A 26,050-nucleotide genomic window follows, 5' to 3' on the forward strand; every position below is an offset into this window, starting at 1 on the left:
TCGGGTGGGTTTGCGCGAATGCTCGAATCCGTTGTCTTGATCTGCGGCCATTGCCAAGGTCTGCTGCTTCATCTGCGGATAACGTTTGACCCCTCTCAATGGTGGACCTTAATCAGCGTTGCCCTAAGACGTTTGTGCCGCTGGCGGCAAGCTTGGCTTGGGTGTCCGGGTCGAAAAGAGCGGCATGCACTGCGCGCTGGAGTTTGTCGGCAACGGGCCGTGGACCATGGCAGAACGTGGGAGCCGATTTTTAGGGGCTACAGCCCGCAATAGCATCGCCTCCTCGGCTTCCCCGTGCCGGGCTACGGCGCTCAGACCGTGTGGGCCGGATCAGCGCGAAGGCGGCAGGCTCTTGCCGTTGCCCGCGCGCCCGGCGGTGGCGGGGTTGGGCGTAGGTGGTTCGTTCATCTTGACCAGGAACATGCGCAGGAAAAACGCGGCCATGCACAGCATGAACCCGATGCCAATGATGCTCATCAGCCCGTAGTCGGTAGAGAAAAGATCGTTCAGCAGCTTCATGGTGGGGCACTCCTTGTTGGTGTGATGTCCACTATCGCGCTGCAAAGGCGGATACCCCTTGCGCTGTGTCAACCATCGCTGCAGCAGCCGAGGCTCAGTCCGGCCGGGGCAAGTACAGCCGGTCCGACCATGTGGCCAGCCACTCGGGCTTGAAGGCCACAAAAATCGCCGCGAGCATGCCGGTGACAAACCCATCGCCCCAGGCCATCAGCCAGCGCGCCACCAGCGACAGCTCATCGCCCACGCCGGGCAGCAGGTGGCCGCTCCACTGCGACAGGACGCCCGCCACAAACACGCAGACCACCGTGCCCAGAAACGCACGGCCCAGCACATAGACAAACGGTTTCGTGCCGGTATAGCGCCGCAGCAGCGCGCCCAGGCCCAGCCCCAGCGTGGCGGGCACCACGCCCAGCCACACCGTGGCACCCAGCGCATCGGCCCAGGCCATCGCTGGGGAGATCAGGCAGGCCACGATGCCCACGCCCATCAGCACCGGGATCGCCAGCGGCCAGCCCAGCATCAGCACCACCAGGCAGGCGCCGGACCACTGCAGTTGCAGCGGCATGGCATGCAGCGTGGGCAGGGCCCACAGCCAGGGCAGAAACACCAGCGCGGCCAGCAGCGGCGTCCACAGCGCAGACGGCGCGCCCTGCGTCTCGTGTGCCAGAGGCTTGCGGTTGGCCAGCATGCGCCAGGGACGGGCCGCCAGAGCGGCAACCAGAGCGACGAGGACGAGGGCGGCTTCCAGCCACATGGTTCTGTTTGCTATGCTATTAATAGCTGCTAGCGATTGCCAGATAAGCGCTAGAGGCCAATTTCATTAAGAATCAAGCAACCACCAGTGGCTGCCCCAGGCTGCGCAAGATGTCCCGCACCATCTGCGCCCGGTCCTTGGGTTCTTTCAGCTCGCGCTCGATGCGCAGCTTCTCGTTGCCCGCCAGCTTGATGTGCTTGTTTTTCTGGATCAGCTCGATGATGCGCATCGGGTCGATGGGCGGCTGGGGCTTGAAGGTAATGTTGATGACGCCAGGGGCCGCATCCACCTTGACCACTCCGTAGGGCTGGCTCAGCACGCGCAGGCGGTGCACGTCAATCAGGGTCTGGGCCTGCGGCGGCAGCTTGCCGAATCGGTCCACGATCTCTTCGAGCAGGCCGTCGATCTGGTCGGGGTTCTTGGCCGTGGCCAGCTTCTTGTAGAACGACAGGCGCAGGTGCACGTCGCCGCAGTAGTCGTCGGGCAGCAAGGCAGGGGCGTGCAGGTTGATGTCGGTGGTGACGGACAGGGGGCTGAGCAGGTCCGGCTCCCTGCCGGCCTTGAGCGCCTTGACGGCTTCGTTGAGCATCTCGTTGTACAGCTGAAAGCCCACCTCCAGCATGTTGCCGCTCTGGTTCTCGCCCAGCACTTCGCCCGCGCCGCGGATCTCCAGGTCGTGCATGGCCAGGTAGAAGCCGCTGCCCAGTTCTTCCATCTGCTGGATGGCTTCGAGCCGCTGCTGCGCTTGCTTGGTCAGTCCTTCCACGTCGGGCACCATGAGGTAGGCATACGCCTGGTGGTGGCTGCGGCCCACGCGCCCGCGCAGCTGGTGCAGCTGCGCCAGGCCGAACTTGTCGGCGCGGCTCATGATGATGGTGTTGGCGGTGGGCACGTCGATCCCGGTCTCGATGATGGTCGAGCACAGGAGGATGTTGTAGCGCTGGGCCACGAAGTCGCGCATCACGCGCTCCAGTTCGCGCTCGGGCATCTGGCCGTGGGCCACGGCGATGCGGGCCTCGGGCAGTATCTCTTCGAGCTTCTGGCGGCGGTTCTCGATGGTCTCCACCTCGTTGTGCAGGAAGTAGACCTGGCCGCCGCGCTTGAGTTCGCGCAGCACGGCCTCGCGGATCACGCCCGTGCCCTCGTTGCGCACAAAGGTCTTGATCGCCAGGCGCCGCTGCGGCGCGGTGGCGATGACCGAGAGGTCGCGCAGCCCTTCGAGCGCCATGCCCAGCGTGCGGGGGATGGGCGTGGCCGTGAGCGTGAGCACGTCCACCTCGGCGCGCAGGGCCTTCATCTGCTCCTTGTGGCGCACGCCGAAGCGGTGCTCCTCGTCGATGATCAAGAGGCCCAGGTTGTGGAACTTGGTGGATTCACTGAGCAGCTTGTGCGTGCCCACCACGATGTCCACCGTGCCGTCGCCGATGCCCTTGATGGCGGCGGTGATCTCCTTGCCCGAGCGAAAGCGCGAGACCTCGGCCACCTTCACCGGCCATTTGCTGAAGCGGTCCACCAGCGTCTGGTAGTGCTGCTCGGCCAAGAGCGTGGTGGGCGCGAGGAAGGCCACCTGCTTGCCGCCCGTGACGGCCACGAAGGCCGCGCGCAGCGCCACCTCGGTCTTGCCGAAGCCCACATCGCCGCAGACCAGGCGGTCCATGGGGCGGGGGCTGATCATGTCCTGGATGACCGCGTGGATGGCGGCGTTCTGGTCGGCCGTTTCTTCAAAGCCGAAGTCGTTGGCAAAGGTCTCGTAGTCCTGCGGGCTGTAGCGGAAGGCATGGCCCTCGCGTGCGGCGCGGCGGGCGTAGATGTTGAGCAGCTCGGCCGCGCTGTCGCGCACCTGCTCGGCGGCCTTGCGCTTGGCTTTTTCCCACTGGCCGCTGCCCAGCTTGTGCAGCGGCGCTTCGTCGGCGCTCACGCCGGTGTAGCGGCTGATGAGCTGCAGCTGGCTCACGGGCACGTAGAGCACGGCCTTGTCGGCGTACTCCAGGTGCAAAAACTCCTGCATGGCGGGCGTGCCGTCGGGGTTCTTGTTGCCCACGTCCATGTTGACCAGGCCGCGGTAGCGGCCGATGCCGTGGGCGCTGTGTACCACAGGGTCGCCCACGTTGAGCTCGGCCAGGTCCTTGATCAAGGCCTCGACGTCGCTCACCTGCTCCTGCTTCTTGCGCCGGCGTGTGGTGGGGCCGGCGGCAAAGAGCTCGGTCTCGGTCACGAAGTCGATGCCGTCCTCGATCCAGCTGAAGCCCACGGTGAGGCCGGCGGTGGCGATGCCCACCTTTTCGTCGGGCGTGCCCTGGAACTCGGCCAGCGAGTCGAAGGCCGGCGGGCTGACACCGCTGGCGCGCAAAAAGTCGAGCAGGCTCTCGCGCCGGCCGGCGCTCTCGGCCAGCAGCAGCACGCGGTGCTGCGTGTTGCGGATGTGGGCGTGCAGGCGGGCCAGCGGGTCCTCGGCCCCGCGCACCACCGATAGGTCGCCGAGCTTGTGGAAGTGCGGGTTGTCATCCACGTCCTCCACGCCGGGGCGGATGGACAGCTGCGCATGTTCCTTGGCGCGCGTGTAGAACTGGTCGGCCGAGAGGAACAACGCCTCGGGCGGCAAGGTCGGGCGCTCGGGGTCGCCCTGCACCAGGCGAAAGCGGTCTTTCGTGTCCTGCCAGAAGCGCTGGAAGGCGGGCTCCAGGTCGCCGTGCAGCACCACCGTGGCTTCGCCGCCCAGGTAGTCGAACACGGTGGCCGTCTCATCGAAGAACAGCGGCAGGTAGTACTCGATGCCGGCCGTGGCCACGCCGGCGCCCATGTCCTTGTAGATGCGGCTCTTGGTCGGGTCGCCCTCGAGCATTTCGCGCCAGCGGCTGCGAAACTTGGCGCGCGCCTCGTCGTCCATGGGGAACTCGCGGCCGGGTAGCAGGCGCACCTCGGGCACGGGGTACAGGCTGCGCTGGCTGTCGGGGTCGAAGGTGCGGATGCTGTCGATCTCGTTGTCGAACAGGTCCACCCGGAAGGGCACCAGCGAGCCCATGGGGAACAGGTCGATCAGCCCGCCGCGCACGGCGTACTCGCCCGGGCTCACCACCTGGGATACATGGCTGTAGCCGGCCAGCGTGAGCTGGGCCTTGAACTTGGCTTCGTCGAGCTTTTGCTTGACCTTGAAGTGGAAGGTGTAGCCCGCCAGGAAGGAGGGCGGGGCGAGGCGGTACAGCGCTGTGGTGGCAGGCACCAGCACTACATCGGCTTCACCCTGCGAGATGCGCCACAGCGTGGCCAGCCGCTCGCTGATCAGGTCCTGGTGCGGCGAGAAGGTGTCGTAGGGCAACGTCTCCCAGTCCGGGAACAGCGCGCAGCGCAGGCCGGGCGCAAAAAAGGCCATCTCGTCGATGAGCCGCTGCGCATCGGTGGCGTCGGCCGTGACGATGGCGGTGGTGCGGGCCCCTGCCTTTTCACGTTCGGCCAGACGGGCCAGTAGAAGGGAATCGGCGCTGCCCACGGGGCGGGGCAGGGTGAAACGTTTTCCGGGGGAGAGTTTGGGCAGTTCCATGCGGACGGTGTCGTCTGGCCCCACCGCATCCCCAGGGGCGCGAAACACGCACGGGCTGGATCGGAGGGCAACGGAGGATTTTAGAATGAGCGCTTCATGATTGCTCCCTTGCTCCAACCCCCGCTCGCCCCTTTGTCTGCCCATGGGCGATTCTGGGCGCTGGTGCCCTGTGCCGGAATGGGCTTGCGGGCTGTTGCGGCGGGCGCTGCTGCCCCCGCGTCCGCCTCCGGCAATGCTGCGTCATCGACCTCGACCGTGGCTGCGTTTTCGGCTGTGGACGTTGCGGCGCCCCCGCCCACAGCCCCTTTGCCCAAGCAGTACCACCTGGTGGCGGGCCAACCGATGGTGCTGCACACGCTCGCGGCCTTTGCCGGTGTAGGGCGGCTGCTGGGCACCCTGGTCGCGGTGGCCCCCGGGGACCGGTTTTTGGACACGCATGCGCACCCCACCTTTTTTGTGGTGGAGTGTGGCGGCCCTACGCGGGCCGATACGGTGCTGGGCGGCCTCAAGGCGCTGCTGGAACGGGGCGCGCAGCCGGATGACTGGGTGCTGGTGCACGATGCCGCGCGTTGCCTGGTCACGTCCGAGCAGATCGACTCCCTCATCGACCAGTGCGCTGGCGACAGTGTCGGGGGCCTGCTGGCGCACAAGCTGGCCGACACGCTCAAGACCTCCATCGACGGCCCGGGCGGCGTGCGTGTGGCCTCCACGGTGGATCGCAGCGACAAGTGGCTGGCCCAGACGCCGCAGATGTTCCGCATCGGCCCCCTCATGGATGCCATCGACAAGGTGGGTTCCAACGTGACCGACGAGGCCAGCGCCATGGAAGCCATGGGCCTGCACCCGCGCCTAGTGCCGGGTGGGGCGCAGAACTTCAAGGTCACCTACCCGGACGATTTTGCGCTGGCGGCGGCCGTACTGGCTGCGCGTGCGCACGGCACGACGCTGGAGCGTTTTGGGGGCGACCGTGGCCAGGTGACCACCGCACCGGGCAAAAAGAATCTGTTCTAGAACCGTTTCCTTCAGTGCTTTAACCCCGGCCTCACGGCGCCGTGGATGAGTGCGGCGGGGGGCGCAGGGCAATACAACGCCGCAAGGCACGCAACAACAAAGGCAAGCGGATGAATTTCAGGATTGGTGAAGGTTGGGACGTGCACGCCCTGGTGCCCGGTCGTCGGCTGGTGATTGGTGGCGTGGACATTGCCCACCCCACGGGGCTGCTGGGCCACTCGGACGCCGATGTGCTGCTGCACGCCATCACCGATGCGCTGCTGGGCGCAGCTGCCCTGGGCGACATTGGCAGCCATTTCCCCGACACCGACGCTGCCTTTCGCGGTGCCGACTCCGGCGTGTTGCTGGCCGAAGCAGCGCGGCGCGTGCGTGCGGCGGGCTATGAGATCGGCAACATCGACAGCACCGTGATCGCGCAAGCTCCGCGACTGGCGGCGCACATTCCCGGCATGCGCGCCGCCATTGCACGGGCCGTGGGCATCGCTGAAGGGCAAGTCAATGTGAAAGCCAAGACGGCCGAGCGCTTGGGGCCCGTGGGGCAGGGACTGGCGATGGAGGCTCGGGCGGCGGCGCTGATCTATGCGTCCTGAATTTTTGCGCTGACCGGGCCGGGCGGCATTGTCTGTTCGTAGCCTGCGCGGCATCCCCCGTCCGGGGGGATGCCTGTCTTGCCCACGCTGCGAGGAGTGCGGGGCCTGAACCACCAGGAGAGGGCCACACACTTCGCAATCCGGTATCCAGAGCAAAAAAGAGCGTTGGGGGCCGCGCTGCGCCCCATGGTTCTGCCACGCTTGCCGCGCGACTTCACTCCATCGTGATCTGGGATGTCGTCACGATATCGCGGTACAGCTTCGCCTGCGGTTTGATGAATGTCTTGAATTCAGGTCCGTTCAAGGGGGCGACCGTAATGCCTGCTTCCTGCAGCTTCTGCCGCAGCTCGGACTGCGCAAGCGCTTCCTGCAGTGCCTTGTCGGCGGCGTTCACAGTCGCGGCGGGCGTGCCCGCCTTCATGAAGAGGCCTTGCCATAATGGCAGAGCCATGCCGGAGAAACCCTCCTCCTCTCCAATGCGCTTGACGTCCGGCAGCTGCTGCACCCGTGCGGTGTCGGAGACCGACAGCGCCCTGATCTTGCCGTCCTTGAGAAATGGCATGGCCGTGGAGAGCACCAACATGGCGCTGTCCACCTGTCCGCCGACCAGGTCGTTGGTGATGTGGGTGCCACCTCGGTAGGGCACGTGCAGCATGGACACCTTCGCCTGCTTGTTGATCAGCGCGCCGTACAGGTGCTGCATCGTCCCGATGCCTGGCGTGGCGAAGTTGATGCTGTCCTTGCCACCCATGCGCAGCGCGGCGACAAGATCTTGCAGGTTGGCGTAGGGAGACGCCTTGCGCACGGCAAAGATCATCGGGACGGTGGTCATGCGCCCCACCGGAATGAAGTCATTCTCCCAGTCGAGCTTGACCTTGGGGTTGACCATGGGCACGACCACTGTGTCGGTGCCTCCCATGTAGATCAGACTGCCATCGGCCGGTCCGTTGAGCACCCGCTGTGCGGCCAGCATGCCGCTGGCGCCCGCCACGTTCTCGATGATGACGGTACGGCCTAGGCGCTTGCCCAGCTCGGTCGCAACAATGCGCGCGACAAGATCTGCGCTTCCGCCAGCGGAATAGCCCACGATCAGTGAGATGGGTTTGGTATTGCCGCTGTCGCTCTGCGCCTGCGCGGTGTGCGTGATAAGAGTGCCCGTGCTCAGAACTGTCATCGCGGCGGCCTGACGGAGGAGTTGTCTGCGTTGCATATGGTGACTCCTGTTCAGAACGTGTGCTTCACACCAAAGTCGATGGCTGTGGTGCGTGTGAGGCCGTCGCGCTTGGCGGTGCCGAGGTTGGTGTAGAGCAATGTGCGTTTGCTCAGGTCGTACTGAAGACCAGCGCCGATCATCTGCGAATCGAGTTGGGTGGCGGGTTTCAGGTGCCCAACCATGAGGTAGGTACGACCAAAACTCAGCGGCACCATGGCCGACACGCTGTAGGCCGTGGCATCGCCATTGACCCCGCCTTTGGCGCGGCTGTAGCTGGCCTTGGTGTGAACCACGCCGAAGTCGTACCCGCCTGCCACCAGAGCCAGGTGGGTGCTGGAGTCAAGCCGATCGAACGCAGCGCCCACCCATACAGGCCCGTTCTTGTACTGCAGGTTGCCCGAGGTGGCGTTGCTGCGCACTCCTTCGCCAAAAGCGCCTGCAATCTCCATGCTCACGCCAGAGATCACGGGCGATTTGTAGCCTACGGCGTTTGCCCAACGGATGTTGGATGCTTCTGCGGGAGCCGCCACTGGCGTGTAGTTGGCATAGGTGTAGGCAGAGCCCAACTGGCTCACGTAGCTCCAATAGGTGGGGTCTGCATTGAGAGCCACTGTGTAGGCAGCCGAGTATTCGCGCCCCGCATACACCTCGCCCCACTGCTTGCTGCCTACTGCCACCACCGAGCGGCCCAGCCAGTAGATGCTGGGATTGCTTGGCGCGCCCGTGTCAGCGGCAAAGCGGTGCTCGATCTGAAAGCGCGAGTAGAGACCGCCGCCCATGTCCTCGCGGCCCATGAACCCCAGGCGCGACGTGTTGCCGGCCTTCATGGTCCAGACCCGTGGCGCCACGCCGCGCCCGGGTAGCAGGGCGCCGGGGGTTGTGCCCCCATTGGCACGGGCCAGGCCCTGGTCGACGATGCCATAGATGGTCATTGAGGACTGGGCCTGCGCTGCGCCGCAGGCCCCCACGCTGGCTAAGGCGACGCACAGCAGTGCGGTGTGGGGCGCTGAAGAGGTTGGGCAAGCCGTGCTTGCCAGGAAATGCCGTTTCATGGATTTGTCTCCGTGGATTGTGGTTTGGCGATTGCATGTGAATTGTATGTATTGAATTTCATTAATGCAATACAATGCAATCAATGGGTGGTCGCAAATTCGCTGGCACTTGGCGTTTGGAATGCGGCTTGCCCTCGATGGACAACGCAATACAACACAATCTACGGATATACCCGTAGTTGTATGGATGGAGCACACATGGCGATCGGTATGTTCGAATCTTTCATCACGGGTCACTGGTTCAGTGCACCTGCCAAGGCCATCTGGAGCGATTCGGCCACTCTGCAGGCCTGGCTGGACGTGGAGGCGGCCTTGGCCCACGCCCAGGCCGGGCTGGGGGTGATACCTGCCGAAGTGGCACCGGTGATCGCTGCCCATGCTCGGGCAGAACTGTTCGACCTGCCGCATTTGGCAAAGGCCATCGCTTTCGCACAACACCCGCTGGTGCCAGTGCTCCACCGGTTCGAGGAGCTGTGCGGTGAGCCTGCGGCTGGCTTCATCCACTGGGGCGCGACCACGCAGAACATCTTCGACACGGCCAGCGCACTGCAGATGGTGCGAACCCACAGGCTGCTGGCAGGGCACCTGGATGCCGCCATAGCAGCATTGGCCGCGCTGGCGTTGGAGCACCAGGCCACGCCCATGGCAGGTCGCACGCATGGCCAGCACGCGTTACCGATGACCCTGGGCTTCAAGCTCGCGGGCTGGGTCGATGAACTGGACCGTGGCCGCCGTCGCCTTGCCGAGCGGCTTGCCTCCTCGTTTCCAGCCAGCATGGGGGGCGCCATCGGCACCTTTGCTGCCACCGGGCCGCTCGGGCCCGCAGTGCAGGCGCTGATGGCGCAGCAACTGGGCCTGCTGCCGGCCGACATGCCGCTGCGGTCGTCCTATGACCGGGCCAGCGACTATCTGGCCGCACTGGGCCTCCTGGCGGGCACGGCACAGAAGATCGCGCAGGACGTGGTCTTCCTGCAGCGCACCGAGGTCGGTGAAGTGGCGGAAGCCTTTCACATCGGGAAGGTGGGCAGTTCCACCATGGCGCAAAAGCGCAACCCTTCCATGGCATTGCTGCTGGTCAGTCTGGCGCGCATGCTGCGTACGCGCACCCAGGCCGCGCTGGAGACCATGGTGCGCATGGACGAGGGTGACTCATCGGCCACCAACGTGGCCGATACGCTGCTGCCCGAGATCGCCATCATCGCCACCTCGGTGGCTGAGACGCTGGCGCGGCTGGCGCAAGGCCTGGCGGTCAACCTGCAGGCAATGTCCCGCAACCTCGCAATGACGCGGGGGTTGATCGCCTCTGAGGCTGTGATGATGCGGCTCACCCGCCTTATGGGCCGGCATGAGGCGCATCGCCTGCTCTACGCGGCGGCGCAGCGCTCGCAGTCTGAGGGCGTGCCTTTCATCGACGCGATCCGCGCACAGCCGCCGTTCAATGGCGGTGCCTTGCCGGATGACTTGCTGCAGGCGCTGGATGCACAAGCCTATGTCGGCGAATCGGCGCGGCTCGTGGTGGACACCGTGGCGCGCGTGGCACCCGGTTGCGTGGAGCCATAGCTACCGTGCAGGGGCTGCTACCGATGTGCCCGCACGGTGCGTGACCGGCGTCAGGTGCATGCCGTAGGGTGTCCCTGCGTCAGCCCAGCGCGCCGTGATGGCGCGGTGCAGGGCATCGACCTGGTCAGCCACGCTGCAACCGATCACCTCGAAAAAGTCTGCATGTTCGCTGGCCAGGTCCGTGCGGCCGAGCAATACCACGCTCAGCTGCGCGGGCACCGAAATCCCGCTGTGGGCCAGCAGGCGCTGGAAGAGTGCGCCATCCTCGATGCCCCAGGCCACCAGGGCTGTAAAGGGCAAAGCGCTCGCGCTGTCGGCGCCCTTCACGCGGACCTGGATCTGTTCCACCAGTCGGGCGGTGTAGTCCTCGTGCGGCAGCATGTCCAGCGTGATTTCCTGCAGCACCACATCGGACAGCGTGGCTTGCAAATACTTAAAGCGCCGACGCCCGAGCTGGGTGGCCAGAAAGGGGTGGGAGGTGCATGCGTAGGCAATGCGCCGGTGGCCTTGCTCCATCAGCAAGGCGATGGCGGCTGCCAGCGGCTCGCCCCACTCGGTGCCCACGGCCTCGACGTCGGCACCCACCAGCGCCGCCCCGTCCACGGCCAGCACGTCGCACTTGTCGCGAAGAGCCGCCAGAAGGGCGATGGGAATGGCCTTGAAGGTGGATTGCACCACGCAGGCATCGAAGCGCGGCAGGCCCTTGAGCACCGTGAGCGCATGGTCCGGGTCGTTGTACGACAGCTCCAGCACCCGGTGGCCGTCGGCCGCCAGGCGGTGCTGCAGACTTTCGATCAGCACGCGCCCACGCGCAATGCTGATGGAGCGGCGCAGCAGCAGCACCGATTTCACAGTGGAGGGGGCTGTCGCAGGGGCTTTGGGATGCGGGCTTTTACTCGGTAAGGGACTCGTTTCAGTCGTCGTCACAGGTTGCGAACCTGCGCCCAGGAAGTAGGTGCCCCGACCCACCTGGGCATCAATCAGCCCCTTTTCCTTGAGTCGTTGGAAAGCCCGCTGAACCAGCATTTGCGATGCGCCGAAGCGCTTCATCAATTCGCGGATGGTGGGGAGTCGGTCGCCCGGGCGGGCTTCGTGTGCGAGTTGTTCCAGGAATTGCTCGAGATCTGGCGAGGGGCTGCTGCGCATGGTGTTCATACAATACACCACAAATTGAACGGTATTGGCCTGTAGAGACATGCCCGTGCGTCCGACCTGGATCTTTGGTGGTGCCGGGCTACCCGCTATGCGCTCTCGCGCTCCATGATCGAAAAGCCGATATCCACCACCGGCTCTGCCACGGTCTTTCCCTCCGCGCGGTCGGCAATGAAGCCTGCCGCTGTCTCGCCCATGCGCGTGCCGTCGATGCGCACGGTCGTGAGGCTGGGGATCACGGTCTGGGCGAACTCGATGTCTCCGAAACCGACGACGGCCAACTGGTCGGGGACCGCCATGGCGCGCGCCCGCGCCTCGGTGAGGACCCCCAAGGCCAGCATGTCGGAGCTGCAGAACACGGCATCGATGTCTGGCTGGGCGGCCAGCAAGGCCGCCAGACCCGCACGCCCTTCGGTGTGGGAGGTGGGTGATTTCTCCAACTGCAGGGCGGGCTCGCGCAAGCCCAGTCGGCCCGCTTCGGCATAAAAGCCTTTTCGCCGCCGCGCGGCGCGCTCATCGTCGCCGCTGAGCAGCCCCAGCCGGCGCCGACCCTTGGCATGCAGGTGCTTGCAAACGGCGGCGCCCAGTTGTTCGTGTGACAGTCCGACCAGCATGTCGATGGGGTTGGGGGTGAAGTCCCAGGTCTCCACCACAGGGATGCCAGAGGCCTGCAGCAGCCGCCGCCCTTCGGGCGAATGCATGATGCCAGTGAGCACAATGCCGTCGGGCCTGCGGCCCACGATGGCGCGCAGCAGTTCGTCTTCGCGCGAATGTGCATAGCCCACCTGGCCCAGCATCACCTGGTAGCCGCGCAACTCCAGCGCGTCGGTGAGCGATTGGACCATCTCGCCGAACAGTTGCCCCGTGGTGGTGGGCACGAGGGCCGTGACCAGGTGGCTGCGTGCCGAGCGCAAGCCCCCCGCGATGAGGTTGGGCACATAGCCCAGGCTGGAGATGGCTGCCTGTATCCGAATGCGTGTGGGCTCGGACACCTGGCCGGGCGTATTGATGGCGCGGGAGACGGTGATCATGGACACCCCCGCCTGCTCAGCCACTTCACGCAACGTCACCACCGGTCGGTTGCGAATAGGTTCCGGTGTCTCTGGCAGGGTGCTTGGGGGAGGGCGCGGCATCCGCCGAGTCTATCCACGAAGCGATGATTCCTCAGGACGGGCGCCTCGCTGTTGGTCAGAAACTGCCCAGCAGTCCATCCTATGGGGCGCCCGCCGAACCAGTCCTGCTAGATGGCGTACACGTTGATAACGATAGCCCCGGCAGCATGTCCAATCATTGACTGAAATTTGACCGAAATATCGGGCGTGCCAGCGCCGTTGCTCAACTTGTAGATTTCTTCTGTGCTGAATACCGGGATGCCAGGAACGAGCGTCACGTTGGTGAGGCGGTACTGGCCAGGTTGCAGGGTGTCGTAGTTGTTGGGGCTGTTTGCCAAAATGCCTGTCTGGCCAAAGCCGGTAGAGAGAGTGCTGGGCATGGTGCTTCCTTGAAAGTGAATAAGTAATGCGGAGACAGCAGTCAAATGCAATTGCATTGACTCTTGTGTACTGCAGGGCCTTTGAAAAAGAGGCCCTTGAGGATGACCTGCACAACTCCCTGCGGTCTGTGATAGCGCGGTCTCGGGCAGTCCACTGCGTTGCTTTTCTTGCCAATAGCGCGGCTATTGGCTGCAAAAAGACGCCTTGTGCCCCATCCCCATCCGCGCTACCACCGTCTCGCGAGGGTTATGCAGGTCATCCTCAACAGCACCACTTCAGAATATCGAGCGGGTTGGGCGCAGGCGATTACAGTCCATTACGCCAGCTCCAAATCCATGCGCGCGAGCGCAACCATCAGGACAGCGGCAAGCTGCGATGCTGTGTACACCCACCCGGGTGCGATGGGCCGCGAGCCTCTTTTTTTGCACAGTGGGCGCAGATGGCTTTGGCTGAGGGCCACAGGTTCAAAGAAGCGCGGTCCGCTGATACCGCTGCTACCTGTTCCGCCTTTTCGCTGGCAAGCGAAGTAGGGTGTGCAGTTACCCAGCCTCAGGTAGATATGCCTTGAAAAGCTGCTCGTGCAAGGCTGCCGGGGAGGGGGTGACCTGCGGATTGCCGAGGTCATAGGGGTAGGCGGGCAGGGCGGTCAGACCCAGGCGCAGAAACCATTGGCGGGTCTCGTCGAACGTTCCGCCGTAGCAACACTGGGTCAGGATGGCACCCGCGATGTTCGCGGTTCCGCACACCGAGAACTGCGCTTCGTTGCTCAGTTGCACCACCACACTGTCGGCAATGGGTGTTGACGACGGCCCGCGCCAGTAGCCAAAGTAATTGCCTTCGTCATCGGCCACCACAAAAGCAATGTGGCTGCAGACCTCAGCGATGGCCCGAAGGTTCGCTGCAATCTCGGGGTCGGCCCGCTCGGTTTCACTCAGGCCGCTGGTATCCAGCCAGGGGGCCCAGTTGGCGTCTGTGCTCAGCAAGACGCCGGTGCGGCGTTGCAGCTCTTCCTGGTGTTGGAGAAGGACTGCAAGGTCCTGTGGCAGGGGCTCGCCCTGCAATCGGAGAAGAGAGAACTGTGTTTGGATGCTCATGGGCTGGTTAGGCGGGTGGATGCCTAGCGTAACGCAGACCGCAGGCCAAACGCTCCGGGGCTTACAAGCGCTTTTCCCATCAATGGGCTGGTGATCCTATGACTAAGAGTTTCCCATGATATTTGATGCGACTGTTAACGTTAACATTTGCCTGTTCAGGCGTTCAGAATGTGCCTGACAAAGAGGTATTTGAGGTTTGAATCCGGGCTGATTGAATGAATAGCCACTTGTATGACCTCTTGCTTTTGGTGAGCGGATGTTCACATTGGTGCCAGCTCGTGGCCAACCTGGGTACACCCCGGTTCACTTTCCCCAACCAAGGCCCCGCAGAAGGCCCTTTCACAACTGTTCAGGAGACCTCCCCATGTTCAAGAAACTGCTGCTGATTGTCAGTGCCTGCACCATCGCTCTGGCTGCATCGGCCCAGACCTCCGCCACACCCTGGCCCGAAAAACCAGTCACCGTCGTCGTGCCCTTTCCGGCCGGGGGCTCCACCGACATGGTGGCCCGCGCCATGGCGCAGCACATGGGCGACAAGCTGGGCCAGAACTTCGTGGTGGACAACCGCCCCGGTGCCACGGGCACGCTGGGGGCTGGTGCGGTGAAGCGCGCCGCACCCGACGGCTACACGCTGCTGGTGTCGTCGCTCGGTGCGTTTGTGGTGGCGCCGCACTTGCTCAAAAGCGTGCCGTACGACGCCCTCAAGGACTTTGACTACATCACCGTGCCCGTGCAGGCACCCAACGTGCTGGTGGCTGCCCCCAATCAGAAGGCGCGCACCGTGCAAGAGGTGATTGCCCAGCTCAAGGCCAATCCTGGCAAGGTGAGCTTTGCAAGCTCGGGCAACGGCTCGTCGGACCACCTCTCGGCCGAGGTTTTTTGGCAGCAGAGCGGCACCGAAGGCCTGCACATCCCTTACAAGGGCGGAGCACCGGCCATCAACGACCTGCTGGGCGGGCAGGTGGAGTTCTCGTTCCAGAACGTGAACGCCGTGCTGCAGCACATCCGGGCGGGCAAGCTGCACGCGATTGCCGTCACCGGCGACAAGCGCAGCCCCGTACTGCCCGACGTGCCCACCTTGGCCGAGGCTGGCGTGGCCGGTGCCGAGGTCTACTCGTGGCAAGGCATGGCCGCGCCCAAGGGCCTGCCTGCCGCCGTGAAGAAGAAGCTTTCGGACGCAGCCATCGCCACCATGAACGACCCCGCCGTGAAGAAGCGCATGCTCGACCAGGGCCTGGAGATCGTGGCCAGCACGCCCGAAGCCTTCACCGCCTACCAGGCGCGCGAATTCGCGCGCTGGAAGACCGTCATCGAAACCCGAAAAATCACTGCCGATTGAGCCTTGTCACGGGGCGCTTTAGCCCGCCCCATCTTCGTTTCCAGACCACCATGACCACCTCCTCCATCCCTTCCGTCGCCAGCACCCCCGTTGTCACCGAGCTGCGCGTGGTGCCCGTGGCGGGCCACGACAGCATGCTCATGAACCTGAGCGGCGCACACGGCCCCTTCTTCACGCGCAACCTGATCATCCTGCGCGACAGCGCGGGCAACACCGGGGTGGGTGAGGTGCCCGGCGGCGAGAAGATTCGCCAGACCATCGAGGATGCGCGATCGCTGATCATGGGCCGCCCCATCGGGCACCACAACGCCGTGCTCAACGCCATGCGCGCGCAGTTTGCCGACCGCGATGCAGGCGGACGCGGCCTGCAAACCTTTGATCTGCGCATCACCATCCACGCCGTCACGGCCGTGGAGTCCGCCTTCCTGGACCTGCTGGGCCAGCACCTGGATGTGCCCGTGGCCGCGCTGCTGGGCGACGGCGTGCAGCGCGAGGCGGTGCAGATGCTGGGCTACCTGTTCTACGTGGGCGACCGCGAAAAGACCGACCTGGCCTACCGCACCGAGCCCGGTGCCGACAACGACTGGTTCCGCCTGCGCAACGAGAAGGCCATGTCGGCCGACGGCATCGTGCGCCTGGCCGAGGCGGCGTACGAGCGCTATGGCTTTGCCGACTTCAAGCTCAAGGGCGGCGTGCTGCGCGGCGAGGAAGAGGTCGAGGCCATCCGCGCGCTGCATGAGCGCTTTCCCGGAGCGCGCGTCACGCTGGACCCCAATGGCGGCTGGTTGCTGAAAGATGCGATTCGCCTCACGCGTGATCTGCACGGCGTGATGGCCTATGCCGAAGACCCCTGCGGTGCCGAAGGCGTGTTTTCGGGCCGCGAGGTGATGGCGGAATTTCGCCGCGCCACGGGCTTGCCCACCGCCACCAACATGGTGGCCACCGACTGGCGCGAAATGGCGCACAGCCTGGCCCTGCAGTCGGTGGACATCCCGCTGGCCGACCCGCACTTCTGGACCATGGCCGGGTCGGTCCGCGTGGCGCAGATGTGCCAGGCCTTCGGCCTGACCTGGGGTTCGCATTCGAACAACCATTTCGACGTCTCGCTGGCCATGTTCACCCACGTGGGCGCCGCCGCCCCTGGCCGCGTGACGGCGATTGACACGCACTGGATCTGGCAGGACGGTGAGCGGCTGACGAAGGAACCGTTCCAGATCAAGGACGGCTTCATCCAACTGCCCAAGAAGCCCGGCCTGGGCGTGGAGCTGGACATGGACGAGGTCGAGCGTGCCCACCGCCTGTACTTGCAGCATGGCCTGGGCGCACGCGACGATGCGATTGCCATGCAGTACCTGATCCCGGGCTGGAAGTTCAACAACAAGGCGCCCTGCATGGTGCGCTGAGGGCTCTTGCGGTCTGGTCGCCGCCACCTTCGGATGCCGAGAGGATGCGCCAAAAACAAAGCCCTCCAGGTGAGGGCTTTGTACATGGGGCAGTGCGGGGCGATCACGCCATCCGGTCTTCGGCGCGACGCCGCGGTAGCTGGCGTTTGACGGACGGGCGCTGCAGCCGCTGCTTGGGGTCTGCACCCTCGGGCAGATCAGTGGCCCGCTGCAACTGCAGGTGGGCTACCAGGCCGCCGGTGCTGGAGTTGGCCAGTGCAAAGATGCCGCCCATGCGCTGCACGGTTTTGTCCACGATGGAGAGCCCCAGCCCCGCGCCTGCCGCTGCGGTGCGCGCAGAGTCACCGCGAAAGAAGGGCTTGGTCAGATTCGACAACTGCTCGGGTGGCACGCCGGGACCATGGTCGCGCAGTTTGACCAGCACCCAGTTCTCACGGCCTTTGGCGGCAATGTCCACGTTGGTGATGCCGGTGTCCTCTGCCTTGCCGTAGCGCCGCGCGTTTTCGAGCAGGTTGGAGATCACGCGGGCCAGTTCCACTTCGTCGGCCAGCACGTTGAGGTCTTCGGGCACGGACATCGTGATCTGCAGTTCGCGATGGTCTTGCACGGCATAGACGCAGGACGACACCACGGCATGCAGGTTGACCGGTGTCAGCGTGACATGGTCCGGCCGAGCGTAGTCGAGGAACTTGTCGATCGTGGCGTCGAGCTGCACGATGTCTGCCACCATGTGCTCGCGGGCCACTTCATCGGTCACGCTCATCTCGGTTTCCAGCCGCAGGCGCGCCAGCGGCGTGCGCAGGTCGTGCGAAATGCCCGCCAGCATCACGGCGCGGTCCTGCTCCAGCTTGGCCAATTTTTGCGCCATGCGGTTGAAGCCGATATTCACTTCGCGGATTTCGCTGGTCACCACTTCCTCGTCGAGGTGGCTCGCTGCGAAGTCGCCGTCCTTGACGCGGTTGGCCGCGTAAGAGAGCTGCTTGAGAGGCCGGTTGATCAGCCGCGCAATGGCCGCCGCACCGGCCAAGGACAACGCCCCTGCCGTGATCAGCCAGATCAGCCAGGTACGGCCGCCCGCCGGGCTGAAGCGCGAGCGGTCCATCAGCAGCCAGTTGGGATCGCCATTGATGTTGAAGCCGACCCACAGGCCGGTTTCCCCATTCACGTTTTGCGCCACGATGGTGTCGGGCCCCAGGCGCTGGGTGAGTTCGTCGGTCAGGCGGTTGCCCAGGGCCGTGCCCTCCAGAAGCTCGAACTTGTCGCGTGGCTCGCGCGGCAGGATGCGCACGCCTTCCTGGTCGGCCATGGTTTTGATGAGCGACACACGAGCAATGGCGTCGGAATGCACCAGCGCCGCACGGCTCAGGTTCACCAGCGATGCGATCTGCTGCGCGGTGTGCAGGGTGCGCGGCTCGAACTCCAGCGCCCGCAAGGTCTGCAGCCACGCCAGAATGCTCCCCACCAACAGCAGCGCCAGCAGGAAGAAAGTGCGCCAGAAGAGATTGAGGCCCACACGCGCCCGCTGCTCCCGGGCCTGTCGCAAGGACTCCAGGGGGGCGGGGCTGGTGGCGTCGGGGGAAGCGGTCACGGACTGCCGGACCGATGATGAAGATCTCGACCTCGAATTGCCGTCGGAATTGTGCATACAGGCAAGGAAAGAGGGGTCAGCTGGTTCCGTCCGGCACGAACACGTAGCCTACCCCCCACACGGTCTGGATGTAGCGCGGGGCGGCGGCATCCACCTCCACCAGCTTGCGCAGGCGCGAGACCTGCACGTCCAGGCTGCGGTCAAACGGTTCGAACTCGCGGCCACGGGCCAGCAGGGCCAGCTTTTCGCGCGAAAGGGGCTGGCGTGGGTGGCGCACCAGCGCCTTGAGCATGGCAAATTCGCCGGTGGTCAGGGGCAGTTCTTCGCCATTGCGCTGCAGTGCGCGGGTGCCCAGGTCGAAGGTAAAGGGACCAAAGGTCACGACCTCGTTGTCGCCCGAGGGGGCGCCAGGCGCTTCCTGTGCGGGGCGGCGGCGCAGCACAGCGTGGATGCGGGCCAACAGTTCGCGGGGGTTGAAGGGCTTGCCCAGGTAGTCGTCGGCGCCCACTTCCAGGCCCACGATGCGGTCCACGTCCTCGCCTTTGGCGGTGAGCATGATGATGGGCGTCCGGTCATTGGCGGCACGCAGGCGGCGGCAGATGGAAAGCCCGTCTTCGCCCGGCATCATCAGGTCGAGCACGATGATGTCCACGGTTTCGCGCAGCAGAAGGCGGTTGAGCGCCTTGCCGTCTTCGGCGACCATGACTTCAAAGCCTTCCTGCGTGAGGTAGCGGCGCAGCAGATCACGGATTCGTGCATCGTCGTCCACCACCAGAACTTTGTCGGTGCGATTGGTTGTTGTGGCCATCTTGATCCCAAGTCCAATTTGTAACAGAGCCGATTCTGACCACTTGGAACGCCGAAGTTCGGGTTTTGGGGCTGGGTTTGACCAACTGTTACAAGTTTTGCCCAGCTTCGCATGCGCGGTGGAGGGGCTTCATCGCAACGCATGGGCAGTGCGGTTAAGGTGGTGCCCCGCATGGCCCGGCCCCGGGCCGTGCACCGATATCAAGGACACCTTTGTGATGAAAATTACTATTAAATTGATAGCTGCTGGCGTTTTGATTGCTTGCGCTGGTGCCTCTTTTGCTCAAAATTCTCCACCCCCCGAGCTGCGCAATGTCGTGCAGCTGACGGCCACGGGCACGGTGGAGGTGCAGCAGGACCTGCTGGTGCTCAACCTTGCCACCAGCAAGGAGGCTGCCGACGCCGCCACGGTACAGACACAGCTCAAGCAGGCGCTGGACGCAGCCCTGGCCGAAGCCAAGCGCAACGCCCAGCCCGGACAGCTCGATGTGCGTACCGGCCCCTTCGGGCTGTACCCGCGTTATGGCAAGGACGGGAAGATCAACGGCTGGCAGGGTCGTGCCGAGCTGGTGCTGGAAGGCCGCGACTTCGCGCGCATCACGGCCACGGCCGGCAAGATCCAGACGCTGGCCATCAGCAATGTGGCTTTCGGCCTGTCGCGCGAGGCCCGGGCCAAGGTGGAGGGCGAAGCCCAGACCCAGGCCATCGAACAGTTCAAGGCACGCGCGGCCGAGCTGGCCAAGGGTTTTGGCTTCAGCAACTACAGCCTGCGCGAGGTGGCGGTGAACAGCAATGAGATGGTGCCCGGGCCACGTCCGCGCATGATGGCCATGGAGGCCAAGGCGGGCTCGTTCTCTGATTCCGCCGTGCCGGTCGAAGCGGGCAAGGCCCAGGTCATCGTGAACGTGTCGGGTTCGGTGCAGATGCGCTGATTTTTTTAGGCAATATTGGCCGCCAGCGCTTATCTGGTAAGCGCTGGATGCTATCAATTTTGCAATTTACCGGGCGTCTGTGCTGGCATGTCACCAGCGATCAGACGCCCGCGCGTGCTTTCTCACTGCGCTGCCCAGCCGCCATCCATGTTCCATGCCACGCCACGCACATTGTTGGCGGCGGGGGAGCAGAAGAACACAGCCAGCTCGCCCAGTTCTTCGGGCGTGGTGAACTGCATGGACGGCTCTTTTTCGCCCAGCAGCAGCTTCTTGGCGTCTTCGTTCGACAGGCAGTGTTCGGCCGCCTTGGCATCCACCTGTTTTTGCACCAGGGGCGTCAGCACCCAGCCAGGGCAGATGGCGTTGCAGGTCACGCCGCTGGTGGCGTTCTCCAGCGCCGTCACCTTGGTCAGACCCACGATGCCGTGTTTGGCCGCCACGTACGCAGCCTTCTGTGCCGAGCCCACCAGGCCGTGCACCGATGCCACGTTGATGATGCGGCCCCAGTTGGCACTCTTCATGGCCGGCAGCGCCAGGCGCGATGTGTGAAAGGCGCTTGTGAGGTTGATGGCGATCACTGCATCCCAGCGCTCCACGGGGAAGTCTTCCACATTGGCCACGTGCTGGATGCCTGCGTTGTTCACCAGGATGTCCACGCGCCCGAACTGCGCGGCGCTGTACTTCATCATGTCCTCGATGTCGGCCACCCGGCTCATGTCTGCACCGTGGTAACCCACTTTGGCGCCAGCGGCTTCGCCAGCTGCCAGCACCTCGGCGCGGGGGCCATCCACATCGCCAAAGCCATTGAGCACGATGTTGGCACCTTCGCGGGCCAGCGCCTTGGCGATGCCAAGACCAATGCCACTGGTGGAGCCGGTGACGAGGGCGGTTTTGCCTTTCAGCATGTGAGTCTCTCCGAATGAATTACGATGCAACGCAAGAAAAAGTCGGCACGCATGAACGAACAATGGGTGCCGACGGCTCCTGCATTATCGAGCGCTGCCCCCGGATTTCGCACCCATGATTGAACCTACGCTGAACTACGTACTGTGCCCTGGCCCGGGGGCGCCTGTGGTGTCTTCCGGTAACTCCTCCGCATCTGCGGCTACACACCATCGCATGGCGTATTGGGAGTGGAATGCCACGGGCAACCTGGCGCATCCCCATGTGGTGGTCTGTGTGCATGGCCTCTCGCGCCAGGGGCGCGACTTCGACACCCTGGCCCGTGCGTTGAGCCAGCATGCCCGCGTGATCTGCCCCGACGTGGTCGGGCGCGGCCAGAGCGACTGGCTGACTGACCCCATGGGCTACCAGATTGCCCAATACGCCGCGGACATGCTGGCCATGCTGGCCCAGGTGCACCAGCATGCACCCATCACCACCCTCGACTGGGTGGGCACCAGCATGGGGGGGCTCATCGGCATGGGCATTGCGGGCCAGCCGGGGTTGCCTTTGCCGGTGCCTGTGCGCAGGCTGGTACTCAACGACGTGGGCCCCGTCATCCAGTGGGAGGCCCTGCAGCGCATCGGCTTGTACCTGGGGCAACAGGCACGGTTCGAGTCGCTCCAGCAGGCGGCCGACGCCATGTGGGCGATTTCCACCAGCTTTGGCCCCCATACACCCGAGCAGTGGCTGGACTTGTCGCGTGCCATGGTGCGCGCGTTGCCGGAATCTGCCGGTGGTGGCATCACGCTGCACTATGACCCGGCCATCGCGGTGCCGTTCAAAACACTCACGCAAGAGTCCGCAGTGGCTGGTGAGGCCATGCTGTGGCAACTGTATGACCACATCACGGCCCGCACCTTGCTGTTGCGCGGTGCACAGTCTGACCTGCTCTTTCGCGAAACCGCGCAGGCCATGGCGCAGCGCGGGCCCCGGGCACACGTGGTCGAATTTGAAGGCGTGGGGCATGCTCCCACGCTGGTGGCGGGCGATCAGGTGGCTGCGGTCACCGGCTTTTTGCTTTCGGCGGAAGGTGTTGTGGCCGGATGAAAACCTACCCTCCCGCACAGGCGTCCCACACCCCCCAGGCCGACGCCGTCCCCCAGCTCATTGCCGCTACCGCACACACCCTGCCTGAGCAGGTGAACGCGCTGGCGCGTGCGCGCGCGTTTGCCGAGCCCTTGATGGCTGGCGAAACGCTGGATTCCGGCGAAAACACGCTGGCCCACGCCGATGCCGTGGCTGCCATCCTCAAGGGCATTGGCGGCTCGGAGGCCATGCAGGCCGCCAGTTACCTGGTGCATGCGTGCATTCATCTGAACAAGCCTGAAGAGGTGATCGCCAAGGCCTTTGGTGCCAACTTTGCCGCGCTGGCGGTAGAGACCACCAAGCTCATGCGCGTGCAGCAGCAGGCCCGCACCGCAGAGCACCTGGAAGACCCCGCCGTGCAGACCGAGAACGTGCGCAAGATGCTGCTCGCCTTCTCGCGCGACCTGCGTGTAGTGATGCTGCGCCTGGCCTCGCGCCTGCAGACGCTGCGTTTTCATGCGGCCAGCAAGCGCCCCGTATCGCCCAGCCTGGCGCGCGAGTCGCTGCAGGTGTTTGCACCGCTGGCCAACCGCCTTGGTATCTGGCAGGTCAAGTGGGAGCTGGAGGACCTGTCCTTTCGCTTCCTGGAGCCTGACATCTACAAGGAAGTGGCCCGCCTGCTCGACGAAAAGCGGGGCGAGCGCGAGGTCTACATGGAGCAGCTGCGCGCGCGGCTTGAATCCGACCTGCGCGCACGCAGCATCAGCGCCAGCGTGCAGGGGCGCCCCAAGCACATCTACAGCATCGTCAAGAAGATGCGCGGCAAGTCGCTCAACTTCGATCAGGTGTTTGACATCCGCGCGCTGCGCGTGGTGGTGCCCACGGTGAAGGACTGCTACGCGGCCCTGAGCTGGGTGCACGAGCAGTTCAAGCCCATCGTGGAGGAGTTTGACGACTACATCGCCAAGCCCAAGCCCAATGGCTACCAGTCGCTGCACACCATCGTGCGCGACGACAACGGCAAGCCTATCGAGATCCAGATCCGTACCCAGGCCATGCACGACCATGCGGAGCACGGAGTGGCGGCGCATTGGGCCTACAAAGAGGCAGGCAGCAAGGGCTATGCAGGGGTTTCGGCCACCGGTGAATACGACGCCAAGATTGCGGTGCTGCGCCAGTTGCTGGCCTGGGAGCGCGATCTGTCGGGTGCCTTGCCCAACCGGGGCCTGTTTGAAGACCGCATCTATGTGCTGACCCCAGATGCTGCTGTGGTGGAGCTGCCCCAGGGCGCCACACCGGTGGACTTTGCGTATGCCGTGCACACGAGTGTCGGGCACCGTTGCCGGGGCGCCCGGGTGGACGGTGCGATGGTGCCGCTCAACACACCGCTGCAAAACGGACAGACGGTGGAGATATCCACCGTCAAGGAAGGCCGCCCCTCACGCGACTGGCTCAATGCTGAGCTGGGCTACCTCACCAGCAACCGCGCCAAAGCCAAGGTGCGAGCCTGGTTCAACGCCCAGGCCACGCACGAAACCGTGGCCCGTGGGCGTGAGGCGGTCGAAAAGCTGCTGCAGCGCGAGGGCAAGACTGCCATCAAGCTCGACGATCTGGCGGTGCAGCTGGGCTTCAAGTCCGCCGATGCCTTGTTCGAAGTGGTGGGCAAGGATGAATTCTCGCTGCGCAACATCGAAACGGTGCTGCGACCGCCCGAGCCGGTTTTGCAGCCCGACGACTATTTGTTGCTCAAGAAAACACGCACCAACGATGCCGCACCCAAGGGCGGTGTGCTGGTGGTGGGCATTGACTCGCTGATGACCCAGCTGGCCAAGTGCTGCAAGCCAGCCCCGCCGGACCTGATCCGTGGTTTTGTCACGCGGGGCAAGGGCGTGAGCGTGCACCGGGCCGACTGCAGCAACTTCCGCGAAATGGCCGCACGCAGCATTGAGCGGGTGATCGATGTGGAGTGGGGCTCCACCTCCAAATCGGCTGCACTGGCTGCCGTGTACCCCGTGGACGTCGCCGTGGAAGCCGCCGACCGTCAGGGCCTGCTGCGCGATATCTCCGAAGTCTTTGCGCGCGAGAAGACCAATGTGATCGGCGTGCAGACGCAGTCGGTGAAAGGCACGGCGTGGATGACCTTCACGGTGGAGGTTGCCGATTCGGGCCGGCTGAACAAGGTGTTGGGCATCGTGGCCGGCGTGCCCGGTGTGCGCTCCGCGCGCAGACGCTGAGTGGCGGGACGGTAGGCATGGAACAAGAGCCACGAACATCTCTTTGCCGTTTGCTGTGCTGTTTTGATCGAAGCACCCGATTTTTATGGCTATAATCGTGGTCTAAACAACGACAGGCGCGTAGCTCAGCTGGTTAGAGCACCACCTTGACATGGTGGGGGTCGTTGGTTCGAGTCCAATCGCGCCTACCAAACATTGCAAGCTAAACCAGGGCTTGCAGCAGAAGTGCCCGCTAACAAGCGGGCATTTTTGTTTGCCCATACGGAAAAAGTACGGAAACTAAAGTGGCCCCGAAAGGGGCTATTTTTTTGTCTGAATGCCTGCCTGCGTAAGTTGACTGCATATCTCTTGGCGAGTCCGGGTTGCTTTGCAGGCGTACCAAGCGCTATCGCCCTCGCGGTAGTTCTTCCAGCGTGCGCACTTCTTTGAGCGAGTGGTGTGCTTCGGTCTTGGGATTGCCAAATCGTCTGCGCACTTCGCGTTCCAACTCGTGCGCCATACCGCGCGCTTCCCTTTCCCCGCGCAGTGCCCGCAGCCGCCATTCTTGGGCTTGGGCAATCAGTTCTTCGTCTTGCAATTCTTGTATTTCCATGGCAGGTGTCATTGTGCCTAGGCGGAGAGCAAGTGACTCTCATATGGTTATGGTCCCATGTCGTGGGGAGTCGGCTGCATGGTCTGTGCGTCTCTGGCCGACCGCGCTGTCGTGCTTGCGCATCGAGCCACCTGCGGCGTCTCGCCCCCTACGGGCTTCCATCATTCCCTCACTTTGCTCGGCTGACGCCTTCGGCCCGCCTCGCTGACCCGGGCCTGCGCGCTGCGCTTGCCTCCAGGGGATCGGCTGTGCAGCCCATCCCCGCCGCGCTGTGCTTGGCGCCCCTTTGATACCGCCGAACCGGCTGAGCCGGATCGGCCTTCGCGCCTGCGGCGCTGCGCGCTTTCGCTTGCGTGGGGTCGGCGTGAAGAGCGGGCTGTTGCCTGTCCAGCCATCTTTCCTGAATCCATCACCTTGCTCGCGACTGTAGCCCGCGGCCGGGTGCCGTCAAGGCGCGCAGGGCCGTGTCCTCGGCTGCGCCTGCGGGCCGCACCCACCCTGCGCTTGTTTCCTTGACGGCACCCATCCGCGCGCTCCTGACCGTCGCGGGCGATGAACTCAGGAAAGACGGTGGCAAGGAGGCCAACCGGGTTCTTCGTGCCGACCCCACCGGAAGCCCGAAGAGGGCTCTGAATCTAGGAATCCGGTGAGGCTTTTTCAACAGCCAACTTCGTCAGGAGAAATCACCATGCAACTCGCATCCCGTTTATCCAGCTTCGCACCGCAATCCCCGGTGCTGCGTTCCGAGCATCCTTTGTCGGACGACCAGATCAGGGCCGTGGCCCCGTCCATCTTCGCGCAGGCCCCGCACGGCAGCCGCTCCGAGCGGTACAGCTATATCCCCACTGTCACCGTGCTGCAGGAATTGAGAGGGGAGGGCTTCCAGCCCTTCATGGTCTGCCAGACCCGCGTGCGCCAGGAGGGGCGCCGCGACTTCACCAAGCACATGATCCGCCTGCGCCATGCCAGCCAGATCAATGGCCGCGAGGCCAACGAAATCATCCTGCTCAATTCCCATGACGGCACCAGCAGCTACCAGATGCTGGCGGGCATGTTCCGCCTATGCCCAACGGGACATAGGCGGAACTATGTCCAGCGTCGAACTATGTCCAGTCATTCGACTTGCGCCTGAGCGAGCAAGTCTTGCTGGCCAATAACGCTGTACATAGCAATCCTCCTTGCTGGGCATGTCGCCCACAAGGAGACCA

At 64.4% G+C, this 26,050-nt stretch carries 21 protein-coding genes, 1 tRNA gene and 1 pseudogene; 10 read left to right on the forward strand and 13 right to left on the reverse strand.

Annotated elements, in window-relative coordinates:
* Positions 1-330: 330 nt before the first annotated feature.
* The 3 genes from NFX52_RS20315 to mfd all read right to left on the reverse strand — a co-directional run bounded on the left by NFX52_RS20315 (position 331) and on the right by mfd (position 4,811).
* Positions 331-519: a DUF3149 domain-containing protein gene (locus NFX52_RS20315; protein ID WP_055393653.1), complete on the reverse strand. Its 189-nt coding sequence runs from the start codon at positions 517-519 to the stop codon at positions 331-333.
* Between the two features lie 94 nt (positions 520-613).
* Positions 614-1,273, reverse strand: coding sequence for a hypothetical protein (locus NFX52_RS20320; RefSeq protein ID WP_055393651.1), 660 nt, complete (start codon positions 1,271-1,273; stop codon positions 614-616).
* 73 nt (positions 1,274-1,346) lie between these two features.
* Entirely contained in the window at positions 1,347-4,811 is a 3,465-nt protein-coding gene (gene mfd / locus NFX52_RS20325) for a transcription-repair coupling factor (RefSeq protein ID WP_207402079.1), read from the reverse strand.
* 96 nt (positions 4,812-4,907) lie between these two features.
* Between mfd and NFX52_RS20330 the strand changes: the two genes are divergently transcribed.
* Together NFX52_RS20330 and ispF are read left to right on the forward strand one after the other, a co-directional pair.
* A complete protein-coding gene (locus NFX52_RS20330; protein ID WP_055393647.1) occupies positions 4,908-5,822 on the forward strand; it encodes an IspD/TarI family cytidylyltransferase in 915 nt (304 codons plus the stop codon).
* A gap of 110 nt (positions 5,823-5,932) precedes the next feature.
* Entirely contained in the window at positions 5,933-6,412 is a 480-nt protein-coding gene (ispF, locus tag NFX52_RS20335; RefSeq protein ID WP_055393645.1) for a 2-C-methyl-D-erythritol 2,4-cyclodiphosphate synthase, read from the forward strand.
* Positions 6,413-6,626: 214 nt separating this feature from the next.
* Here the strand turns inward: ispF and NFX52_RS20340 are convergent, their stop codons facing one another.
* Together NFX52_RS20340 and NFX52_RS20345 are read right to left on the reverse strand one after the other, a co-directional pair.
* A complete protein-coding gene (locus NFX52_RS20340; protein ID WP_055393643.1) occupies positions 6,627-7,622 on the reverse strand; it encodes a Bug family tripartite tricarboxylate transporter substrate binding protein in 996 nt (331 codons plus the stop codon).
* 14 nt (positions 7,623-7,636) lie between these two features.
* Positions 7,637-8,677 (reverse strand): porin, encoded by a 1,041-nt coding sequence (locus NFX52_RS20345; RefSeq protein WP_055393641.1) that lies wholly within the window; start codon positions 8,675-8,677, stop codon positions 7,637-7,639.
* A 210-nt stretch (positions 8,678-8,887) separates the two neighbouring features.
* On the opposite strand from NFX52_RS20345, the gene NFX52_RS20350 reads away from it, so the two are divergent.
* The gene (locus NFX52_RS20350; protein WP_238385460.1) at positions 8,888-10,237 is read left to right on the forward strand and encodes a class-II fumarase/aspartase family protein; all 1,350 of its coding nucleotides are present in this window, start codon (positions 8,888-8,890) and stop codon (positions 10,235-10,237) included.
* Here the strand turns inward: NFX52_RS20350 and NFX52_RS20355 are convergent, their stop codons facing one another.
* The 4 genes from NFX52_RS20355 to NFX52_RS20370 form a co-directional block, all read right to left on the reverse strand.
* Positions 10,238-11,392, reverse strand: coding sequence for a GntR family transcriptional regulator (locus NFX52_RS20355; protein ID WP_242701245.1), 1,155 nt, complete (start codon positions 11,390-11,392; stop codon positions 10,238-10,240).
* 86 nt (positions 11,393-11,478) lie between these two features.
* On the reverse strand, positions 11,479-12,522 hold the full coding sequence (locus NFX52_RS20360; protein ID WP_255572681.1) for a LacI family DNA-binding transcriptional regulator: 1,044 nt from the start codon (positions 12,520-12,522) through the stop codon (positions 11,479-11,481).
* Positions 12,523-12,629: 107 nt separating this feature from the next.
* Positions 12,630-12,881: a hypothetical protein gene (locus NFX52_RS20365; protein WP_055393637.1), complete on the reverse strand. Its 252-nt coding sequence runs from the start codon at positions 12,879-12,881 to the stop codon at positions 12,630-12,632.
* A 540-nt stretch (positions 12,882-13,421) separates the two neighbouring features.
* Entirely contained in the window at positions 13,422-13,976 is a 555-nt protein-coding gene (locus NFX52_RS20370) for a hypothetical protein (RefSeq protein ID WP_156358571.1), read from the reverse strand.
* 364 nt (positions 13,977-14,340) lie between these two features.
* On the opposite strand from NFX52_RS20370, the gene NFX52_RS20375 reads away from it, so the two are divergent.
* Complete coding sequence (locus tag NFX52_RS20375) at positions 14,341-15,315, forward strand: Bug family tripartite tricarboxylate transporter substrate binding protein (protein WP_055393633.1); 975 nt, start codon at positions 14,341-14,343, stop codon at positions 15,313-15,315.
* Positions 15,316-15,365: 50 nt separating this feature from the next.
* Positions 15,366-16,718, forward strand: coding sequence for a glucarate dehydratase (gene gudD / locus NFX52_RS20380; RefSeq protein ID WP_055393632.1), 1,353 nt, complete (start codon positions 15,366-15,368; stop codon positions 16,716-16,718).
* A gap of 103 nt (positions 16,719-16,821) precedes the next feature.
* Here gudD and NFX52_RS20385 read toward each other — a convergent pair whose 3' ends face one another.
* Together NFX52_RS20385 and ompR are read right to left on the reverse strand one after the other, a co-directional pair.
* Positions 16,822-18,363, reverse strand: coding sequence for an ATP-binding protein (locus NFX52_RS20385; protein WP_228894678.1), 1,542 nt, complete (start codon positions 18,361-18,363; stop codon positions 16,822-16,824).
* A gap of 19 nt (positions 18,364-18,382) precedes the next feature.
* Positions 18,383-19,114 (reverse strand): osmolarity response regulator transcription factor OmpR, encoded by a 732-nt coding sequence (ompR, locus tag NFX52_RS20390; RefSeq protein WP_010460834.1) that lies wholly within the window; start codon positions 19,112-19,114, stop codon positions 18,383-18,385.
* 217 nt (positions 19,115-19,331) lie between these two features.
* Here ompR and NFX52_RS20395 point away from each other — a divergent pair, with 217 nt between their 5' ends.
* Positions 19,332-20,045, forward strand: coding sequence for an SIMPL domain-containing protein (locus NFX52_RS20395; RefSeq protein WP_055393629.1), 714 nt, complete (start codon positions 19,332-19,334; stop codon positions 20,043-20,045).
* Between the two features lie 122 nt (positions 20,046-20,167).
* On the opposite strand, the gene NFX52_RS20400 is transcribed toward NFX52_RS20395, so the two are convergent.
* Positions 20,168-20,950: a 3-hydroxybutyrate dehydrogenase gene (locus NFX52_RS20400; protein WP_055393627.1), complete on the reverse strand. Its 783-nt coding sequence runs from the start codon at positions 20,948-20,950 to the stop codon at positions 20,168-20,170.
* Between the two features lie 115 nt (positions 20,951-21,065).
* Here NFX52_RS20400 and NFX52_RS20405 point away from each other — a divergent pair, with 115 nt between their 5' ends.
* The 3 genes from NFX52_RS20405 to NFX52_RS20415 all read left to right on the forward strand — a co-directional run bounded on the left by NFX52_RS20405 (position 21,066) and on the right by NFX52_RS20415 (position 24,441).
* Positions 21,066-22,037 carry an alpha/beta fold hydrolase gene (locus NFX52_RS20405; RefSeq protein ID WP_207402078.1) on the forward strand — a complete coding sequence of 324 codons (972 nt, stop codon included), beginning with the start codon at positions 21,066-21,068 and terminating at the stop codon, positions 22,035-22,037.
* Positions 22,034-24,250, forward strand: a complete 2,217-nt coding sequence (locus tag NFX52_RS20410) for a RelA/SpoT family protein (protein WP_055393623.1) — start codon at positions 22,034-22,036, stop codon at positions 24,248-24,250. The genes NFX52_RS20405 and NFX52_RS20410 overlap by 4 nt, the downstream gene beginning before the upstream one ends.
* A gap of 114 nt (positions 24,251-24,364) precedes the next feature.
* Positions 24,365-24,441 (forward strand) — tRNA-Val (locus NFX52_RS20415).
* Between the two features lie 194 nt (positions 24,442-24,635).
* Here NFX52_RS20415 and NFX52_RS20420 read toward each other — a convergent pair.
* Entirely contained in the window at positions 24,636-24,842 is a 207-nt protein-coding gene (locus tag NFX52_RS20420) for a hypothetical protein (RefSeq protein WP_055393655.1), read from the reverse strand.
* A gap of 688 nt (positions 24,843-25,530) precedes the next feature.
* On the opposite strand from NFX52_RS20420, the pseudogene NFX52_RS20425 reads away from it, so the two are divergent.
* Positions 25,531-25,917: pseudogene (locus NFX52_RS20425) on the forward strand (DUF932 domain-containing protein); the annotation flags it as partial.
* Between the last annotated feature and the right edge of the window lie 133 nt (positions 25,918-26,050).

It is taken from the genome of Acidovorax facilis (assembly GCF_023913775.1).
Taxonomy (GTDB): Bacteria; Pseudomonadota; Gammaproteobacteria; order Burkholderiales; family Burkholderiaceae_C; genus Acidovorax; species Acidovorax facilis.

Excerpts from the sequence above, each read along its gene's own strand:
- NFX52_RS20315 (WP_055393653.1), bottom strand. The coding sequence starts at position 519 with ATGAAGCTGCTGAACGATCTTTTCTCTACCGACTACGGGCTGATGAGC.
- NFX52_RS20320 (WP_055393651.1), bottom strand. The coding sequence starts at position 1,273 with ATGTGGCTGGAAGCCGCCCTCGTCCTCGTCGCTCTGGTTGCCGCTCTG.
- mfd (WP_207402079.1), bottom strand. The coding sequence starts at position 4,811 with ATGGAACTGCCCAAACTCTCCCCCGGAAAACGTTTCACCCTGCCCCGC.
- NFX52_RS20330 (WP_055393647.1), top strand. The coding sequence starts at position 4,908 with ATGATTGCTCCCTTGCTCCAACCCCCGCTCGCCCCTTTGTCTGCCCAT.
- ispF (WP_055393645.1), top strand. The coding sequence starts at position 5,933 with ATGAATTTCAGGATTGGTGAAGGTTGGGACGTGCACGCCCTGGTGCCC.
- NFX52_RS20340 (WP_055393643.1), bottom strand. The coding sequence starts at position 7,622 with ATGCAACGCAGACAACTCCTCCGTCAGGCCGCCGCGATGACAGTTCTG.
- NFX52_RS20345 (WP_055393641.1), bottom strand. The coding sequence starts at position 8,677 with ATGAAACGGCATTTCCTGGCAAGCACGGCTTGCCCAACCTCTTCAGCG.
- NFX52_RS20350 (WP_238385460.1), top strand. The coding sequence starts at position 8,888 with ATGTTCGAATCTTTCATCACGGGTCACTGGTTCAGTGCACCTGCCAAG.
- NFX52_RS20355 (WP_242701245.1), bottom strand. The coding sequence starts at position 11,392 with ATGAACACCATGCGCAGCAGCCCCTCGCCAGATCTCGAGCAATTCCTG.
- NFX52_RS20360 (WP_255572681.1), bottom strand. The coding sequence starts at position 12,522 with ATGCCGCGCCCTCCCCCAAGCACCCTGCCAGAGACACCGGAACCTATT.
- NFX52_RS20365 (WP_055393637.1), bottom strand. The coding sequence starts at position 12,881 with ATGCCCAGCACTCTCTCTACCGGCTTTGGCCAGACAGGCATTTTGGCA.
- NFX52_RS20370 (WP_156358571.1), bottom strand. The coding sequence starts at position 13,976 with ATGAGCATCCAAACACAGTTCTCTCTTCTCCGATTGCAGGGCGAGCCC.
- NFX52_RS20375 (WP_055393633.1), top strand. The coding sequence starts at position 14,341 with ATGTTCAAGAAACTGCTGCTGATTGTCAGTGCCTGCACCATCGCTCTG.
- gudD (WP_055393632.1), top strand. The coding sequence starts at position 15,366 with ATGACCACCTCCTCCATCCCTTCCGTCGCCAGCACCCCCGTTGTCACC.
- NFX52_RS20385 (WP_228894678.1), bottom strand. The coding sequence starts at position 18,363 with ATGCACAATTCCGACGGCAATTCGAGGTCGAGATCTTCATCATCGGTC.
- ompR (WP_010460834.1), bottom strand. The coding sequence starts at position 19,114 with ATGGCCACAACAACCAATCGCACCGACAAAGTTCTGGTGGTGGACGAC.
- NFX52_RS20395 (WP_055393629.1), top strand. The coding sequence starts at position 19,332 with ATGAAAATTACTATTAAATTGATAGCTGCTGGCGTTTTGATTGCTTGC.
- NFX52_RS20400 (WP_055393627.1), bottom strand. The coding sequence starts at position 20,950 with ATGCTGAAAGGCAAAACCGCCCTCGTCACCGGCTCCACCAGTGGCATT.
- NFX52_RS20405 (WP_207402078.1), top strand. The coding sequence starts at position 21,066 with ATGATTGAACCTACGCTGAACTACGTACTGTGCCCTGGCCCGGGGGCG.
- NFX52_RS20410 (WP_055393623.1), top strand. The coding sequence starts at position 22,034 with ATGAAAACCTACCCTCCCGCACAGGCGTCCCACACCCCCCAGGCCGAC.
- NFX52_RS20420 (WP_055393655.1), bottom strand. The coding sequence starts at position 24,842 with ATGGAAATACAAGAATTGCAAGACGAAGAACTGATTGCCCAAGCCCAA.